The organism is Streptomyces sp. NPDC060366 (assembly GCF_042725135.1).
Taxonomy (GTDB): Bacteria; Actinomycetota; Actinomycetes; order Streptomycetales; family Streptomycetaceae; genus Streptomyces.
On sequence record NZ_JBHXDC010000012.1, the window covers coordinates 61,772 to 78,160 of the forward strand.

Here is a 16,389-nt window from a genome sequence, read left to right on the forward strand (position 1 = left end):
CTCAGCGCAGCGGTACGGCCACCGCGTTGTACGTCGTCTCCGGTGTCGGAGGTGTCGTGAAGCGGGCGTTGACGAGGTAGAGGCGGTCGCCGAGGCGGGCCGCGGTCGTGGGTACGTCGAAGCGGGGGTCGGTGATGGAGCGGCGCAGCGTCGCCGTGCGGGCGCGGGAGTCCAGGTCGAAGACCGTGATGACGTTGAGGCGGTTCTGCACCACGTACAGCGTGCGGCCGACGCGCAGCAGGCCGTCGCCGTTGACGACGCCGTCCGCGCCCCGGAGTGTGATGACCGTGGCGTGCCCGGTCCTCGGATCCACACGGAACAGCTTGCCCGCCGGGCTGTTGACCACGATCAGGGCGCGGCCGTCGGGCGTCGTCTCGATGCCGTTGGCGCTGATGCCGCCGGCGGGCCCCTGTTCCCAGTCGCCGCCGAGCGGGACTTCGCGGACATCGGCGCCGCGTCTGCCGTGACCGCGCGGGACGGTGTAGATCACGGGGGCGTGCGAGTTGGTGAACCAGGCGCGGTCGCCGTACAGGATCACGTCGTTGACGAAGCCGGCCGTCGTCGGCTGGTACGTGGCGGTGAGCCGGTTCGTACGGGTGTCGAGCACGCGGATGGAGGCGCTCAGGCCGCCCGAGATGTAGAGCAGCCCGTCACGGTCGAGCTTCAGGCCGGTGGCCGCCGCGCCGGTCGCGCCCGCCAGGACGGTACGGCCCTCACCGGTGCGCAGGTCGGCGCGGCGGACGGAGCCGTCCACGAGGGAGCCCATGTAGGCGTACGGGCCACTGCCGATGGCGATGCCCTCGGGACGGAAGCCGTTGGGCAGCGCGAACTCGGCGGGCCAAGCGGGACGGCCGGGGCTTTCGGGACGGCCGGGCCGGGTGTGCGCCGTGGCCGTACCCGCACCGGCCGCCGTCGCGGCGAGCGCCAGCGTGGCCGCCGCGGCGCCGCCGAGCACGGCACGGCGGCTGGGGCGGGAGGAGTCGGGGGGTGTCAGGGGCATGGTGTTGAGCCTCCGGGGCTTCGGGGGTACCTGGGGACAGGGACAACTCCGGTGCGCTATGCGCACGTAACGCGCCGCGCCCGCCACCGAGTTCCCGGTGCCGGAGGCGGACCGTCCCGGCTGTAGCCTCGGCGGCATGCCAGCGAATGATCGGGAGACCATGTCCGCCGAGGCGTCGGAGACGACGGCGACGGCAGGGGCGACGGTGACGGCATGGCTGTCACGGAACGCCCTACCGCTGAGCGGCGGCCTGACCGCCGGCGCGCCGACCGACGACCTCCGGCCGCTCGGGCGGGTCCTCGACGGCGTACGGATCGTGGGGCTGGGCGAGTCCACCCGCGGCACCCGTGAGTTCTTGCAGCTCAAGCACCGCCTGCTGGAGTACCTGGTCACCGAACTGGGCTTCACCGTGCTGGCCATGGAGGCGAGCGCGTCCGCCGGTCCGGCCGTCGACGCGTACGTACGCGAAGGAGTCGGCGACCCCGAACGGGTGCTGACCGGGCTGGGGTTCTGGACCTGGCGGACCGAAGAGGTCCTGGCCACGATCAAGTGGATGCGCGCGTACAACGACGGGCGTCCGGACGACGACAAGGTCCGCTTCGTCGGCATCGACCCGCAGCGGTCCGGGGATTCGCTCGCGGTGCTCGAGGCGTTCCTGACCAGCGTGGCGCCGGACCGGCTGCCGGCCCTGCACTCCACGCTCGGCGTGCTCGCCACCGCCTATCCGGGCTCGCTCCCCGACCCCGAGCAGAAGCTGATGCGCGAGGCCACGAGTCTGCTGGAGTTCGTACGCGGCTACGACAAGCCCGACACCCCGGCGGGGGCCGTGGCGGTACGGCACGCCCGGAACCTGGTCCGGGCCGCCGATCTGGTGACGCGCAACGCACAGCACCCGGACCCGGAACGGACCGTCCAGGCCGCACGCGACCGGTACATGGCGGAGGCCGTCGAGGACGTCCTGGACGGCGACCCGGCGGCCAAGGTGGTGCTCTGGGGCCACAACGGCCATGTCGCGAAGGGCCGTACCTCCGGCGGCGTCCCGCCGCTCGGCCGGCACCTGCGCGAGCGGTACGGCGACGCGTACTACGCCCTCGGGCTCCTCTTCGGCTCGGGCTCCTTCCGCGCCCACCGCATCTGGCCGGGCCCCTGGAGCGGCGTCGGCGGACTGACGGGCCGGGCCGCCGAGGGCAACTCCATCGGCGCCGCCCCCGCGAACACCGTGGAGGCCCAACTGGCCGCCGCCACACCGCGGGACCATCTGCTGGACCTGCGCCCCGCCGACGCCGAGGACACGCCGCGCGCCGTACGGGAGTGGGTGGGGGCCACGCACGGGACGCGAACCTTCGGCGCGCTGGTGACGCGCTGGTACTACCGCCGCGACACCACCCCGCTCCGGCTGTCGGACGAGTACGACGGCGTGGGTTACGTCGCGGTCTCGACCGACTCCCGCCCGATCCCGCAGCACCGGCCGTAGACCGGGGGCGGGGAGGCAGCCGAACGCCCCGAGGGCGGCACCCCCTTTCGGGAGTGCCGCCCTCGGTTCGTCAATCCGTGCAGGACTGCCGATCGACCGGAGGTCGATCAGAAGTCCATGTCACCGCCCGGCATGCCGCCCGGCGCGCCGCCGGCGCCGGCCTTCTCCGGCTTGTCGGCGATGACGGCCTCGGTGGTGAGGAACAGCGCCGCGATGGACGCCGCGTTCTGCAGCGCGGAGCGCGTGACCTTCGCGGGGTCGATGATGCCCTCGGCGATCATGTCCACGTACTCGCCGGTCGCGGCGTTCAGGCCGTGACCGATCTTGAGGTTGCGGACCTTCTCGACGATGACGCCACCCTCAAGACCCGCGTTGACCGCGATCTGCTTGAGCGGGGCCTCCAGCGCGAGCTTGACGGCAGCGGCGCCCGTCGCCTCGTCGCCTTCGAGCTCCAGCTTCTCGAACACCGAGGAAGCCTGGAGCAGAGCCACGCCACCACCGGCGACGATGCCCTCCTCGACGGCGGCCTTGGCGTTGCGCACCGCGTCCTCGATGCGGTGCTTGCGCTCCTTGAGCTCGACCTCGGTCGCGGCGCCGGCCTTGATGACGGCCACGCCGCCGGCCAGCTTCGCGAGGCGCTCCTGGAGCTTCTCGCGGTCGTAGTCCGAGTCCGAGTTCTCGATCTCGGCGCGGATCTGGTTCACGCGACCGGCGACCTGCTCGCTGTCACCGGCACCGTCGACGATGGTGGTCTCGTCCTTGGTGATGACGACCTTGCGGGCGCGGCCCAGCAGGTCGAGACCGGCGTTCTCCAGCTTGAGGCCGACCTCCTCGGAGATGACCGTGCCGCCCGTGAGGATGGCGATGTCGTTCAGCATCGCCTTGCGGCGGTCACCGAAGCCCGGGGCCTTGACGGCGACGGACTTGAAGGTGCCCTTGATCTTGTTGACGACGAGGGTGGAGAGCGCCTCGCCCTCGACGTCCTCGGCGATGATCAGCAGCGGCTTGCCCGACTGGATGACCTTCTCCAGGAGCGGCAGAACGTCCTTGACGCTGCCGATCTTGGAGTTGACGATCAGGATGTACGGGTCGTCGAGCGACGCCTCCATACGCTCCATGTCGGTGGCGAAGTACGCCGAGATGTAACCCTTGTCGAAGCGCATGCCCTCGGTGAGCTCAAGCTCGAGCCCGAAGGTCTGCGACTCCTCGACGGTGATGACGCCTTCCTTGCCGACCTTGTCCATCGCCTCGGCGATGAGCTCGCCGATCTGGGTGTCGGCGGCGGAGATGGAGGCCGTCGAAGCGATCTGCTCCTTGGTCTCCACGTCCTTGGCCTGCTCGAGAAGCGCACCGGAGACGGCCTCGATGGCCTTCTCGATACCGCGCTTGAGGGCCATCGGGTTGGCGCCGGCGGCCACGTTGCGCAGGCCCTCGCGGACCAGGGCCTGGGCCAGGACGGTCGCGGTGGTCGTACCGTCACCGGCGACGTCGTCCGTCTTCTTGGCGACTTCCTTGACCAGCTCGGCGCCGATCTTCTCGTACGGGTCCTCGAGCTCGATCTCCTTGGCGATGGAAACACCATCGTTGGTGATCGTGGGGGCGCCCCACTTCTTCTCGAGGACGACGTTTCGGCCCTTGGGGCCAAGGGTGACCTTGACGGCGTCGGCGAGCTGGTTCATCCCGCGCTCGAGACCGCGCCGTGCCTCCTCGTCGAACGCGATGATCTTGGCCATGTGAAGTGGTCCTCCCGGACAGGGGGTGGATTGCTCCGGACCGTGTCCGCGCCCGCGACGGACGGCCTGAGAGCCCTGCGGTTCCTTGCCCCACAGGCTCTCGGGCCTCGCTGACCCGGTCCATAAGTTGTCACTCTCACCTGCAGAGTGCTAACGCCAATGATTAGCACTCGACCCCCGAGAGTGCAAGCGACTCCCGAGTGACCACAGAGCAAGCGCAGGACCCGCGCACGCCTCGCGCACGCCCCCCGCGCGCACGCACGAGGGGCCCGTATCCCCTGCCGGGATACGGGCCCCTCGTCCGTGAGTGCGTCGTTGGCCGATCGCGCCGGGATCAGACGGCGAGCTTGACCATGTCCGCCTGCGGACCCTTCTGGCCCTGCGAGATCTCGAACTCAACTCGCTGACCTTCTTCAAGGGTGCGGTAGCCGTCCATCTGGATCGCGCTGTAGTGGACGAAAACATCCGCACCACCGTCGACCGCGATGAAGCCGTAGCCCTTCTCCGCGTTGAACCACTTGACGGTGCCCTGAGCCATGCCCAACTCCCCTATTACTGGCCCCTGCGCGGGACCGCACTTCGCGCCGGAACGCGTCGACCGCGGCTGAATGTATCTGCCCAACTGCCCTCTGCAACAGGTCAATCGGACGAGAATTATGGGCATGGCCGAACACGCAAAGGGGTGAATTGCCGGGCCACCAGGGGCAAGTCGGGCCGGGCAAAGCGCAAGGAACCGCGCAAACAGCGTCCACACTTTGACCGCATCTTGTCGCGAACTCATATGCTCGTGGCACAGGCGGCGGCGGGGCTACCCCAACTGTACCGCGTTCAACCTCATGGAATTGCCCCCTCCGTTTCTCTTGCGGAGGGGGCAACACCGTTCACCGTGCGTGCTGTTCGGCCGTACGTCCGGCCGTACGTTCAGCCTCCGGCGACCGCCGGGATGATCGAGATGCCGGCACCGTCCGGAGTGGCGGTCTCCAGGCCCTGCTCGAAGCGGACGTCGTCGTCGTTCACGTACACGTTGACGAAGCGCCGGAGCTTGCCCTGGTCGTCCAGGACGCGGGCGGCGATGCCCGGGTGGTTGGTCTCCAGGGACTCGATGACCTGGGAGAGGGTCGTGCCCTCGGCCGGGACCTCGGCCTTCCCGCCGGTGTACGTACGGAGGATGGTGGGGATGCGGACGTTCACGCTCATCGGTTTCTGCCTTCCGGGAAGTAGCGGGTTGGTGAGGTGCTCAACGCGCCAGACCGGCGGCGCGGAACGCGTCGAGGCTCGGCGGGATCGTCGCGGTCGGCCCCGTCGTCGGCGCGACGGCGTCCAGCGTCTTGAGCCCGTCACCGGTGTTCAGCACGACCGTCGTGAGCGCCGGGTCGAGCAGACCCGCCTCGATGAGCTTGCGCGTCACGCCCACGGTCACCCCGCCCGCCGTCTCGGCGAAGATCCCCTCGGTCCGCGCGAGCAGCTTGATCGCGTCGACGACCTGCTCGTCGTTCACGTCCTCCACGGCGCCGCCCGTGCGGCGGGCGATGTCCAGGACGTACGGGCCGTCGGCCGGGTTGCCGATCGCCAGCGACTTGGCGATCGTGTTCGGCTTCTGCGGCCGTACGACGTCGTGACCGGCCTTGAAGGCGACGGACACCGGCGAACAGCCCTCGGCCTGCGCGCCGAAGATCTTGTACGGCTTGTCCTCGACCAGGCCGAGCGCGATCAGCTCCTTGAGCCCCTTGTCGATCTTCGTCAGCTGCGAGCCGGACGCGACGGGGATGACGAGCTGGTCGGGCAGCACCCAGCCGAGCTGCTCGCAGATCTCGTACGCGAGGGTCTTCGAGCCCTCGCCGTAGTACGGGCGGAGGTTGACGTTGACGAAGCCCCAGCCCTCGCCCAGCGGGTCGCCGATGAGCTCCGAGCAGAAGCGGTTGACGTCGTCGTAGTTGCCCTCGATGCCGACGAGTTCACCGCCGTAGATCGCGGCCATGACGACCTTGCCCTGCTCCAGGTCGTGCGGGATGAACACACAGGAGCGGAAGCCGGCGCGGGCCGCGGCGGCTCCGACGGCGCCCGCGAGATTGCCGGTGGAGGAGCAGGAGAGCGTGGTGAAGCCGAAGGCGCGCGCCGCCTCGACGGCGATGGCGACGACGCGGTCCTTGAAGGAGTGCGTCGGGTTGCCGGAGTCGTCCTTCACGTAGAGGCCGCCGGTGACGCCCAGCTCACGGGCGAGGTTGTCGGCCTTGACGAGCTTGGTGAAGCCGGGGTTGATGTTCGGCTTCGACGCGACGTCGGCGGGGACGGGCAGCAGCGGGGCGTAGCGCCAGATGTTGTCGGGACCCGCGGCGATGCGCTTCTTCAGGTCCTCGGGGTCGCCCGTCGGCAGGTCGTAGGCCACTTCGAGAGGGCCGAAACAGCTCTGACAGGCGAAGATCGGGCCGAGTTCGAAGCGTTCCCCGCATTCGCGGCACGAGAGGGCGGCGGCGGGTCCGAGGTCCACGGTGCCGGCGTCGGATGCTGCTGATCCGGTGGCGGTGGCGGCGTCGTCGGTGTTGGAAACAGTCTGCACAGCCATGAAGGCGAGGGCCCTTTCCTCATCTTCCTCGCGACGCATCTCGCCGCGAGACGGAATTGGCACCTTCCCCACCGTGACCTCGCGGTCGGCGGGAGGGTTGCCGGGGCTTCAACGGGCCGTTCCCTCTGCCCCTCTGGATGAGCGGTATTCGATTGTCAGCCTGACGACCCCCGACGTGCGACGGTCATCCGCGTTGTTCAAGACTGTAACCGAACCCCTGGACGGTTGAAGGCCTCGTCCGATCCGCGAGATGGAGATCACGTGCTGGAAGAGGTGGAGCGCTGGCTGGCCCGGCGGTCCTGGTCCGCGGCGGACCGGCCGCTCGGTCTGCTGGCCGCGGCGAAGCAGGGTACGCAGGTCAGCGTGGTGCTCCCGGCCCTGAACGAGGCGGCGACGGTCGGCCGGATCGTGTCGGTGATCCGGCGCGAACTGATGTCGGGCCCGGCGCCGCTCGTCGACGAGCTGGTGGTGATCGACTCGGGCTCGACCGACCGTACGGGGGAGGTCGCGGCGGCGGCCGGGGCGCGCGTGGTGCACCGGGACGACATCCTGCCGAGGCTGCCGGCCGTGCCGGGCAAGGGCGAGGTGCTGTGGCGCTCGCTGCTGGTGACGAGCGGCGACATCGTCTGTTTCGTGGACGCGGACCTGAAGGACTTCTCGGCGGATTTCGTGTCGGGGATCGTGGGGCCGCTGCTGACCGAGCCGGACGTGCTGTTCGTGAAGGCGATGTACGACCGTCCGCTCGGCGACGAGCCGGGCCAGGGCGGCCGGGTGACGGAGCTGGTGGCGCGTCCGCTGCTGAATCTGCACTGGCCGCTGCTCGCGGGATTCGTGCAGCCGCTGGGCGGCGAGTACGCGGTACGGCGCTCGCTGCTGGAGCGGCTGCCGTTCCCGGTCGGTTACGGGGTGGAGCTGGGGCTGCTCGTGGACGCGCTGCACACGGTGGGGCTGGACGCGCTGGGCCAGGTCGACGTCGGGGTGCGCAGGCACCGGCACCAGGACGGGCAGGCGCTGGGGCGGATGGCGGCGGCGATCTACCGGACGGCGCAGCTGCGGCTGTCGCGGGGGCATCTGGTGCGGCCGGCGCTGACGCAGTTCGAGCGGGGCGAGGGCGGCTTCGAGCCGCGTACGCACGCGGTGGACACGGAGGAGCGGCCGCCGATGCGGGAGATCGCGGAGTACACGGCGCGGCGCGCGGCGTAGGGGCGTAGGGCGTAAGGGCGCAGGGCGTGCCGTGACGGTCTCACCGGGCCCGTCCGGTTGCCGGGCGTCGCCGCGTGGCATTACCGGTCCGTTCGTATGATTTGCGTATATTGCCCGGTATGGCGATGAGCGCGGTGACCCTGACCACGGAACAGCTCTGGCTGCTGGGCGGCGTGGCCCTCGCCCTCGTGGGCGCCGGGGTGGTGGCGCTGGCGGCGAGCCGGGGCCGGGGGCGTGGCTGATCCTCGCCGACCTGAATCCGTACGTTTGAGCGTTTGTGCGACGGGCTAGATTTCGGCACATGGTCTCCGAGCAAGCCGCCCAGGTTCTCGTCGCGTCCAATCGCGGCCCCGTCTCGTACACGCTCGGTGAGGACGGCGAGCTGACCTCCGGGCGCGGCGGCGGCGGGCTCGTCTCGGGTCTCTCGGCCATCGGGCCCGACACGAACGCGGTGTGGGTGTGCGCGGCCCTCGGTGACGGCGACCGCGAGGCCGTGCGGCGCACCGGCGGCCGGCTGGACACCGGCGACACGGGCGGGCAGCGGGTCAGGATGCTCGGCATCCCGCCGGAGGTCTACGCGGACGCGTACAACGGCGTCGCGAACTCCACGCTCTGGTTCGTCCATCACCTGCTCTACCAAACTCCCCTGGAGCCGGCCTTCGACTCGGACTTCCGGGCGCGATGGGCGTCCTACGAGGCGTACAACCGCGCGTTCGCCGAGGCCCTGGCCGACGAGGCCGGCGACGGCGCGGCCGTCCTGGTCCAGGACTACCACCTGGCCCTGGTGCCGGGCATGCTCCGGGCGCTGCGGCCCGATCTGCGGATCGGGCACTTCTCGCACACGCCGTGGGCCCCGGTCGACTACTTCCGGCTGCTGCCCGACGACATCGCGCGCCAACTGCTGCGCGGCATCCTCGGCGCCGACCGGGCCGCGTTCCTGACCCACCGCTGGGCCGACGCGTTCACCGCGTGCTGTACGGAGCTGCTGGGCGGGACGGGGAAAACGCAGATCGGGGTGCACGGCCTGGGCGCCGACGCGGACTTCCTGCGGGAGCGTGCGCACCGGCCCGACGTCGACGAGCGGCTGGCCGAGCTGCGGGAGCAGATCGGCGGCCCGGACGGCGCGCCGCGCAGGACGATCGTGCGGGTGGACCGCACGGAGCTGTCGAAGAACATCGTGCGCGGGATGCTCGCCTACCGGCAGTTGCTGACGGACCGTCCGGAGTGGCGCGAGCGGGTCACGCATGTGGCGTTCGCCTATCCGTCCCGGCAGGACCTGGCGGTCTACCGCGACTACACGGCCCGTGTCCAGGAGGTGGCCGACGAGATCAACTCCGCCTACGGCACGCCCGGTTGGACGCCGGTGGTGCTGCACGTCAAGGACGACTTCGCGCGCTCGCTCGCCGCGTACCGCCTCGCGGACGTGGCGCTGGTCAACCCGATCCGCGACGGTATGAACCTGGTCGCGAAGGAGATCCCGGTCGTCTCGGAGACGGGCTGCGCGCTGGTGCTGTCGCGCGAGGCGGGCGCGTACGAGGAGCTGGGCGACGACGCGCTGGTGGTGAACCCGTACGACGTGTCGGCCACGGCGGCGGCCCTGCACGAGGCCCTGACGATGGACGACGACGACCGTACAGCGCGGACGAAGCGCCTGGCCGCCGCCGCGACGGCGCTGCCGCCGCAGCGGTGGTTCCTGGACCAGTTGGAGGCGCTGCGGAACGGCTGAGCGCCTACCAGGCGACGGGCCGGTAGTCCTTGAGCAGTACGCCGTGGACGGGGCTGCCCGCCTGCCCCTGCACGATCGGGTGGTAGATCCGCGCCGCGCCGTCCACGATGTCCAGCGGCGGGCGCCAGCCGGTGGCGGCGTGCCGCTCCCTGGCGGGCAGGGGTTTCTCGTCGGTGACCCAGCCGGTGTCGACGCTGCACACGTGGATGCCGCGCTCGGCCAGGCCGGCGGCGCTGGTGCGGGTGAGCATGTTGAGGGCGGCCTTCGCCATGTTGGTGTGGGGGTGGCCGCTCGTCTTCTTGTGGACGGTGAACTGGCCCTCGACGGCGGACACGTTGAGCAGATAGCGCCGCGCCCGGGGTGAGGACTCCAGCAGGGGCAGCAGCCGGTCGGCGAGCAGGAACGGGGCCACCGCGTTGACCAGTTGGACCTCCAGCATCTCGGCCGGGTCGATGTCACCGAGCCGGGCGGTCCAGGAGTTCTCGGCGGCGGTCTCGGTCAGCAGCCCTGCCTCGTCCACGGCGGCGAGCACGGAACCGGCGGTCGCGGGTGCACCGGTGGTACGGGGCACGAGCCCGGCGGCCCAGGACCGGCCCGCCAACCCGGTGTTCGCGGCGCCGGGGACGCTGAAGTCGGGGGCGGTCCACACGGCGGGCGCTTCGGCGGCCGGCAGCGCCGTGCGCGCCGGTGCGGCCTCGGCGGCGGCCAGGGCGGAGTAGGCGCGCGGCGAACGGCGCAGCGTCTGGGCCGCGTTGTTGATCAGGATGTCCAACGGCCTTGCCTCGGCCAGCAGATGGTCGGTGAAGGCCAGCACCTGCCGGGGATCGCGCAGGTCGAGTGCGGCCACGCGCAGCCGGTCCCACCAGTCGGCGGAGTCGGGCGCCGCCGCGAAGCGCCGTATCGCGTCCTGCGGGAAGCGGGTGGTCACGGTGAGATCGGCGCCGTCACGCAGCAGCATCAGCGCGAGCTGGTAGCCGATCTTGACGCGTCCGCCGGTCAGCAGCGCGCGGTGCCCGGTCAGATCGGTGCGGGCGCGGCGGCGGGTGAGGTTGTCGCGGGCGCAGTCGGGGCAGAGCCGGTGGTAGAAGTGGTGGATCCGCCGGTAGTGGTCCTTGCAGACGTAGCAGCGCTGGGGGCGCCCCAACTCGCCCACGGACCGGTCGTCCCGCTCCGGATTCACGCCGCCCAGTGGCGCGTCCATCGTCCGGTCCGGCGCGCCCATGACGGTGCCGGCCTGGATCCCGGCGTCCGCCGCCGCGCGGGCGCCCCGGGTGGCCGAGCGGCGTTTGCGCCGCCCGTCCCGGAAGAGCCCGCTGGCGGCCCGCTCAAGCCGCTCGCGCCGGGGATCCTCGATCGACAGGTCCCGTGCCTCGTTCAGCAACTCCAGCGTCGCCTGTATCCGGTCGTCCGTCAGGTCGTCCGTCGGGCCGTCCATCAAGCCGTCGTTCATCGAGCCCTCGCCCCCCGCTCACACCGAACGACCATGATGCGGGAGCCGGACGCCGGGTGTCGCCCGCGTTTCCGCCCGGCGCCCGCGCTCCGGCCTCCGCGCCGTCAGAGGCGGGCGGCCACCGAGGCGAGGAAGTCGGTCAGCGCTCCCGGGCCCGGCAGCACCAGGTCGGCCCTCGCGGCGAGTTCGGGGACCTCGCCCGTACCACTGCACAGCAGCAGACCCGGATGGCCGTTGTCGCGCAGGGTGTCGACCGCCGCGAAGGCCGGGAGGTCTCCGAGGTCGTCGCCTCCGTAGACGACCGTCTCGGCGCCGACCTCGCGGACGTACTCCTCCAGGGCCACGCCCTTGTCCATGCCCGGCGGGCGCAGCTCCAGCACGAGGCGGCCCGGTTCGAGCATCAGGCCGTGCCGGGCCGCCAGGTCGGCGAGCGGTTCACGCAGGGCGTCGAAGGCCCCCTGCGGGTCAGTGGCGCGGCGGGTGTGGACCGCGACCGCCCGGCCCTTCTCCTCGATCCACGCGCCGCGCCAGGAGTCGAACTGGTCGAGGAGTCCGGGGAGTTCGGCGCGGACGGCGGCGACTCCGGGGTGCGGCTCGGGAGCCTGTACGGCGCCGCTGACCGCGTCCCAGCGTTCGGCGCCGTAGTGGCCGAGGACGACGAGGTGTTCCAGGCCGGGTACTCCGGCGAAGCCGCCGTACCGTACGGCGACATCGGCCGGACGGCCGGTGATCACCGCGACGGACGCCACGTGCGGGGCGAGGGCGACGAGCGCGGGGACCGCGCCGGGGTGGGCGCGGGCCTGTTCGGGGTCGGGGACTATGTCGGCGAGCGTGCCGTCGAAGTCGAGCGCGACGACGGCTTTCCCGGGCCGCGCGAGAAGCGCGGCCAGTCCTTCGGCGCCGGCGGGGGTGACGGGGGTCGGCAGGGGGTGCGGATGACTGCCCATGCGCCGAGCCTATCCGCGAAGGGGAGCCGGGGCCTGCCCTACTGGTGCGGAGCCGGTGCGGTGGCCGGGTTCGGTCCACCGGGTCCGTCCGGTGGCCGGTTCGTCCTCGAACGCCGGACGGGCTTGATGGTGCCCGGCCCTGTCGCCGCCCAGGCCGTTGTCGTGCTCAGCGGCTCGCGCGGCGGGCGTCCCTGATCCGGCGCAGACGGTTGACCGTCACCGGGTCGTGGACCAGGGCCAGCGGGTCGTCGATGAGCGCGCCCAGCAGCTGGTAGTAGCGGGTGGGCGAGATGCCGAGCCGCTCCCTGATGACGCGCTCCTTGGCGCCGGGGCCCGGCCAGGAGCGCTTCTCCACGGCGAGGACGGCGCGGTCCCGCTCGGTCAGTTCCGACCGGCCGGCGGGACCACGGTCCTCCTGCGGCGTGCCCTCGGGCCCGGACTCGGACTCGGGCTCGGGTATGGATGCGGCGGTCATAGGGCTGCCACGCTACTCGGCGTTCTCCGCCGTCGTCGCGTCACGGCCGATCCTCGCCAGGATCTCCGACGGCACCGCGCCGGGCTGCACCGTCTTGCCGATGTTCTTCTTGATGTCGTCGCTGACACCCGCCCACGACGTCTTGCCGAACGGGTACAGCTCGGCGGTGGGCAGCGCCTCCAGGAACTTCCGCAGCTCCTTGTGCTCGTCGTCCGCCACCATCGTCTCGGACGCGCTGTAGGTGACCGGCAGGAGGTCGTACTGCCCGACGAAGTCCATCACGTTCTTGTCCTCGAAGGTGAAGTCGAGGAATTTGCCCGCCTGTTCGCGGTGGCCGGCCTGTTTGAAGGCCATGATCCAGTCGGCGACACCCATCGTCGCCTTGGACTTGCCGTTGATACCGGGCAGCGGCACCATCCCGACATCGACGCCGGCCTTCTCGGCCTCCTGCATCATCGTCGGGTGCCCGTTGAGCATGCCGACCTTGCCGCTCGTGAACGCCTTGAAGGCGTCGGCGCGGTCCAGTTCGCCGGGCGGTACGGAGCCGGTGAGGCCCTTGCCGACCAGCTCCTTCTGGAGCCATTCGAAGGTCTTGACGTTCGTCTCCGAGTCGACCGCGTACGAGCCGTCGGTGGCGTCCGTGTAGCCGCCGCCACCGCTGAGCATCCACATCATCGTCTCCGCCTGCGCCTCCTCGGGGCCGAGCGGAAGGGCGAACGGGGTCGGCACGTCCTGCGCCTTGAGCGCCTCGGCGTCCGACTTGATGTCGTCCCAGTCCAGCGGCGCGGAGAGACCGGCCGCCGCGAAGAGGCCCTTGTTGTAGAAGAGGAGCCGCGTGCTGGCGACGAACGGCATTCCGTACTGGGTCTGGTCGACCTTTCCGGCGTCCGCGAAGCGGGAGAGGAAGTTCGCCTGCGTGGGAATGGAGAGCAGCTCGTCCGCGCTGTACAGCTCTTCCTTCTTCACGTAGTCGGCGTAGGCGCCGATCTGCGCGATGTCGGGCGCCTCACCGTCCCGGACCATCTTCGCCACGTCGGCGTCCACGGTCTTCCAGGAACGGACGTCGACGTCGACCTTGATGCCCGGGTTCTTGGACTCGAACTCCTTGGCCAGGCTGTTCCAGTACTTCTCCGAGCTGTTGGCGGCGCTGTTGCCGTAGTCCGCCGCGACCACTTTCAGGGTGACGTCACCTGAACCGCTGGAGCTGCCGCAGCCGCTCAGCGCCATCGTCATGCCCAGTGCGGCTATCGCCGCGGTATGCCTCAGGAAGCGCTGCTGCACAGCTCTTTTCCCACCCTTGTATTCACTCGGCCGTCTTTACGGCGTTCGTTGTCCCAGTCGGTCCCCCGCGACGTCCTGCGTTGACGAGCTGCGATTTTCCCCCATGTGCCGTCGGAGGTCTACACCAGCCCCGTATCGCTTCGGCAACTTCCCCCGCCGGTCAGGTTTGGCGAAGGCTTTGTATGGGCTGGCAACAATCCCGCACAGTGGACTAGACCTTTCTTGGGTTTTCGCGCGAGAATGCGCTTGTGAGACACGTCATCGCCCTGGATGTGGGCGGCACCGGTATGAAGGCCGCCCTGGTCGGGACGGACGGCGCGCTGCTGTACGAAGCGCGCCGCGCGACCGACAGGGAGCGCGGCCCCGACGCGATCGTCGAGACCATCCTCGGCTTCGCGGCGGATCTGCGCGCGTACGGCGTCGAGCACTTGGGCGAGAGCGCGGTCGCCGCCGGAGTGGCGGTACCGGGCATCGTCGACGCCGAGCGCGGGATCGCGCTGTACGCGGCGAACCTCGGCTGGCGCGACGTGCCGCTGCGCGATCTGCTGGCGGCGCGGCTGGGCGGTGTACCCGTCGCGCTCGGGCACGACGTACGCACCGGCGGACTGGCCGAGGGGCGGATCGGCGCGGGCAAGGGCTCGGACCGGTTCTTCTTCGTCCCCCTCGGCACCGGCATCGCGGGCGCCATCGGCATCGACGGGACCATAGAGGCGGGCGCTCACGGCTACGCGGGCGAGATCGGGCATGTGGTGGTCCGGCCCGACGGGCCCGTGTGCGGCTGCGGACAGACCGGCTGCATGGAGACGCTCGCTTCGGCGGCGGCCGTGACCCGGGCGTGGGCGGCGGCCAGTGGTGATCCGGAGGCCGACGCCGCCGACTGCGCGAAGGCCGTCGCGTCCGGCGACCCGCGGGCCCTGGCGGTCTGGGCGGACGCCGTCGACGCGCTCGCGGCCGGGCTGGTCACCGCGCTCACCCTGCTCGACCCCCGAAGGCTGATCATCGGTGGCGGTCTCGCCGAGGCCGGGGAAACGTTGTTCACACCCCTGCGGGCCGCGGTCGAGGAGCGGGTCACGTTCCAGAAGCTGCCCGAGATCGTCCCGGCGGCCCTCGGGGACACCGCCGGATGCCTGGGCGCGGGGCTGCTCGCCTGGGATCTTCTCTCCACGGAGGTATCCGCCTGATGGCCGCACGCGCCGAAAGCACTGTTCTCACCGGGGCCCGGGTGGTGCTGCCGACCGGGATCGTGGAGAACGGACGGGTGAGCGTCGAGGGCGGACGTATCACCGAGGCCGGGCCGGCCGCCTCCTCCGTAGGAGACGCGACCGCGTCCGACGGTGCCGCCGGCCCGGGGACGCTCGACCTGACCGGCCACTGGGTGGTGCCCGGCTTCGTGGACATGCACAACCACGGCGGCGGCGGCGCTTCCTTCACGTCGGGCAGCGCGGACGACGTCCTCAAGGGCGTCCGTACGCACCAGGAGCACGGCACCACCACGCTCGTCGCCTCCACCGTCACCGGCGAGATGGACTTCCTCGCGCAGCGCGCCGGGTTCCTCTCCGAACTCGTCGAGCAGGGCGACCTCGCCGGCATCCACTTCGAGGGGCCGTTCATCTCGCCCTGCCGCAAGGGCGCGCACAGCGAGGCGCTGCTGCGCGACCCGGACCCGGCCGAGGTGCGCAAGCTCCTCGACGCGGCCCGCGGCACGGCCAGGATGGTGACCCTCGCGACCGAACTGCCGGGCGGCATCGACTCCGTACGGCTGCTGGTCGAGCACGGCGTGATCGCAGCGATCGGGCACACGGACGCGACGTACGAGCAGACCGTCGAGGCCATCGACGCGGGCGCGACGGTCGCCACGCACCTGTTCAACGCGATGCCGCCGCTCGGCCACCGCGCGCCGGGGCCGATCGCCGCGCTGCTGGAGGACGAGCGGATCACCGTCGAGCTGATCAACGACGGCACGCATCTGCATCCGGCGGCGCTGGAGCTGGCGTTCCACCGCGCCGGCGCGGGCCGGGTCGCGTTCATCACGGACGCGATGGACGCGGCCGGTTTCGGTGACGGCGTCTACCAACTCGGGCCGCTGGAGGTCGAGGTCAAGGACGGCGTCGCGCGGCTCGCCGTGGGCGGTTCGATCGCGGGCTCGACCCTGACCCTGGACACCGCGTTCAGACGCGCGGCGACGATCGACCGGCTGCCGGTCACCGACATCGTGCGGGCGATCTCCGCCAACCCGGCGAAGCTGCTGGGCGTGGACGACCGGGTCGGCTCGCTGGAGGCGGGCAAGGACGCCGACCTCGTGATCCTGGACGCGGACTTCGCGATCGCGGGCGTGCTGCGCAAGGGCGAATGGGTGGTCAAGCCCCAACCGGGCCGGTAGATCCGGCCGGTGCCGGGCCGGTGGGTCAGGTCAGTACCGGGCCGGTGGGTCAGGTCAGTACCGGGCCGGTGGGTCCGGTCATCCGTTCCGCTCCCACCGCTGGGACGCCCGCCCCGGCTTTGGCATGATCAGGACCGATACGGAGCGGGCAGGCGGC

15 protein-coding genes and 1 riboswitch are annotated in these 16,389 nt (G+C 71.1%); of the genes, 6 read left to right on the forward strand and 9 right to left on the reverse strand.

What is annotated here, in order from left to right:
• Position 1: 1 nt before the first annotated feature.
• Positions 2–1,000: a superoxide dismutase gene (locus ACFWHU_RS26375; protein ID WP_387227706.1), complete on the reverse strand. Its 999-nt coding sequence runs from the start codon at positions 998–1,000 to the stop codon at positions 2–4.
• A gap of 136 nt (positions 1,001–1,136) precedes the next feature.
• On the opposite strand from ACFWHU_RS26375, the gene ACFWHU_RS26380 reads away from it, so the two are divergent.
• Positions 1,137–2,474, forward strand: coding sequence for an erythromycin esterase family protein (locus tag ACFWHU_RS26380; RefSeq protein WP_387227709.1), 1,338 nt, complete (start codon positions 1,137–1,139; stop codon positions 2,472–2,474).
• 107 nt (positions 2,475–2,581) lie between these two features.
• Here ACFWHU_RS26380 and groL read toward each other — a convergent pair whose 3' ends face one another.
• The 4 genes from groL to thrC form a co-directional block, all read right to left on the reverse strand.
• The gene (gene groL / locus ACFWHU_RS26385; protein ID WP_078076587.1) at positions 2,582–4,207 is read right to left on the reverse strand and encodes a chaperonin GroEL; all 1,626 of its coding nucleotides are present in this window, start codon (positions 4,205–4,207) and stop codon (positions 2,582–2,584) included.
• 334 nt (positions 4,208–4,541) lie between these two features.
• Positions 4,542–4,745, reverse strand: a complete 204-nt coding sequence (locus tag ACFWHU_RS26390) for a cold-shock protein (RefSeq protein ID WP_005315736.1) — start codon at positions 4,743–4,745, stop codon at positions 4,542–4,544.
• 383 nt (positions 4,746–5,128) lie between these two features.
• Entirely contained in the window at positions 5,129–5,404 is a 276-nt protein-coding gene (locus ACFWHU_RS26395) for a ubiquitin-like small modifier protein 1 (protein WP_078076586.1), read from the reverse strand.
• A gap of 40 nt (positions 5,405–5,444) precedes the next feature.
• A complete protein-coding gene (gene thrC / locus ACFWHU_RS26400; RefSeq protein WP_385796551.1) occupies positions 5,445–6,770 on the reverse strand; it encodes a threonine synthase in 1,326 nt (441 codons plus the stop codon).
• A 16-nt stretch (positions 6,771–6,786) separates the two neighbouring features.
• A riboswitch (SAM riboswitch) is annotated at positions 6,787–6,914 on the reverse strand.
• A 117-nt stretch (positions 6,915–7,031) separates the two neighbouring features.
• On the opposite strand from thrC, the gene ACFWHU_RS26405 reads away from it, so the two are divergent.
• From ACFWHU_RS26405 to ACFWHU_RS26415, 3 genes are all read left to right on the forward strand, one after another.
• Positions 7,032–7,973: a glucosyl-3-phosphoglycerate synthase gene (locus ACFWHU_RS26405; RefSeq protein WP_385796549.1), complete on the forward strand. Its 942-nt coding sequence runs from the start codon at positions 7,032–7,034 to the stop codon at positions 7,971–7,973.
• 119 nt (positions 7,974–8,092) lie between these two features.
• Positions 8,093–8,215, forward strand: coding sequence for a hypothetical protein (locus ACFWHU_RS26410; protein ID WP_385796546.1), 123 nt, complete (start codon positions 8,093–8,095; stop codon positions 8,213–8,215).
• A gap of 59 nt (positions 8,216–8,274) precedes the next feature.
• Positions 8,275–9,699 (forward strand): trehalose-6-phosphate synthase, encoded by a 1,425-nt coding sequence (locus ACFWHU_RS26415; protein ID WP_385796543.1) that lies wholly within the window; start codon positions 8,275–8,277, stop codon positions 9,697–9,699.
• Between the two features lie 4 nt (positions 9,700–9,703).
• Here ACFWHU_RS26415 and ACFWHU_RS26420 read toward each other — a convergent pair whose 3' ends face one another.
• The 4 genes from ACFWHU_RS26420 to ACFWHU_RS26435 all read right to left on the reverse strand — a co-directional run bounded on the left by ACFWHU_RS26420 (position 9,704) and on the right by ACFWHU_RS26435 (position 13,804).
• Positions 9,704–11,149 carry an SDR family NAD(P)-dependent oxidoreductase gene (locus ACFWHU_RS26420; RefSeq protein ID WP_387227713.1) on the reverse strand — a complete coding sequence of 482 codons (1,446 nt, stop codon included), beginning with the start codon at positions 11,147–11,149 and terminating at the stop codon, positions 9,704–9,706.
• A gap of 104 nt (positions 11,150–11,253) precedes the next feature.
• Entirely contained in the window at positions 11,254–12,096 is an 843-nt protein-coding gene (gene otsB / locus ACFWHU_RS26425; protein ID WP_385796540.1) for a trehalose-phosphatase, read from the reverse strand.
• A 166-nt stretch (positions 12,097–12,262) separates the two neighbouring features.
• Entirely contained in the window at positions 12,263–12,571 is a 309-nt protein-coding gene (locus ACFWHU_RS26430) for a DUF3263 domain-containing protein (RefSeq protein WP_385796537.1), read from the reverse strand.
• Between the two features lie 12 nt (positions 12,572–12,583).
• Positions 12,584–13,804, reverse strand: coding sequence for an ABC transporter substrate-binding protein (locus ACFWHU_RS26435; RefSeq protein ID WP_387227913.1), 1,221 nt, complete (start codon positions 13,802–13,804; stop codon positions 12,584–12,586).
• A gap of 335 nt (positions 13,805–14,139) precedes the next feature.
• Between ACFWHU_RS26435 and ACFWHU_RS26440 the strand changes: the two genes are divergently transcribed.
• Complete coding sequence (locus ACFWHU_RS26440) at positions 14,140–15,033, forward strand: ROK family protein (protein WP_387227915.1); 894 nt, start codon at positions 14,140–14,142, stop codon at positions 15,031–15,033.
• Positions 15,033–16,232, forward strand: coding sequence for an N-acetylglucosamine-6-phosphate deacetylase (nagA, locus tag ACFWHU_RS26445; protein WP_387227715.1), 1,200 nt, complete (start codon positions 15,033–15,035; stop codon positions 16,230–16,232). The genes ACFWHU_RS26440 and nagA overlap by 1 nt, the downstream gene beginning before the upstream one ends.
• The last annotated feature ends 157 nt before the right edge of the window (positions 16,233–16,389 follow it).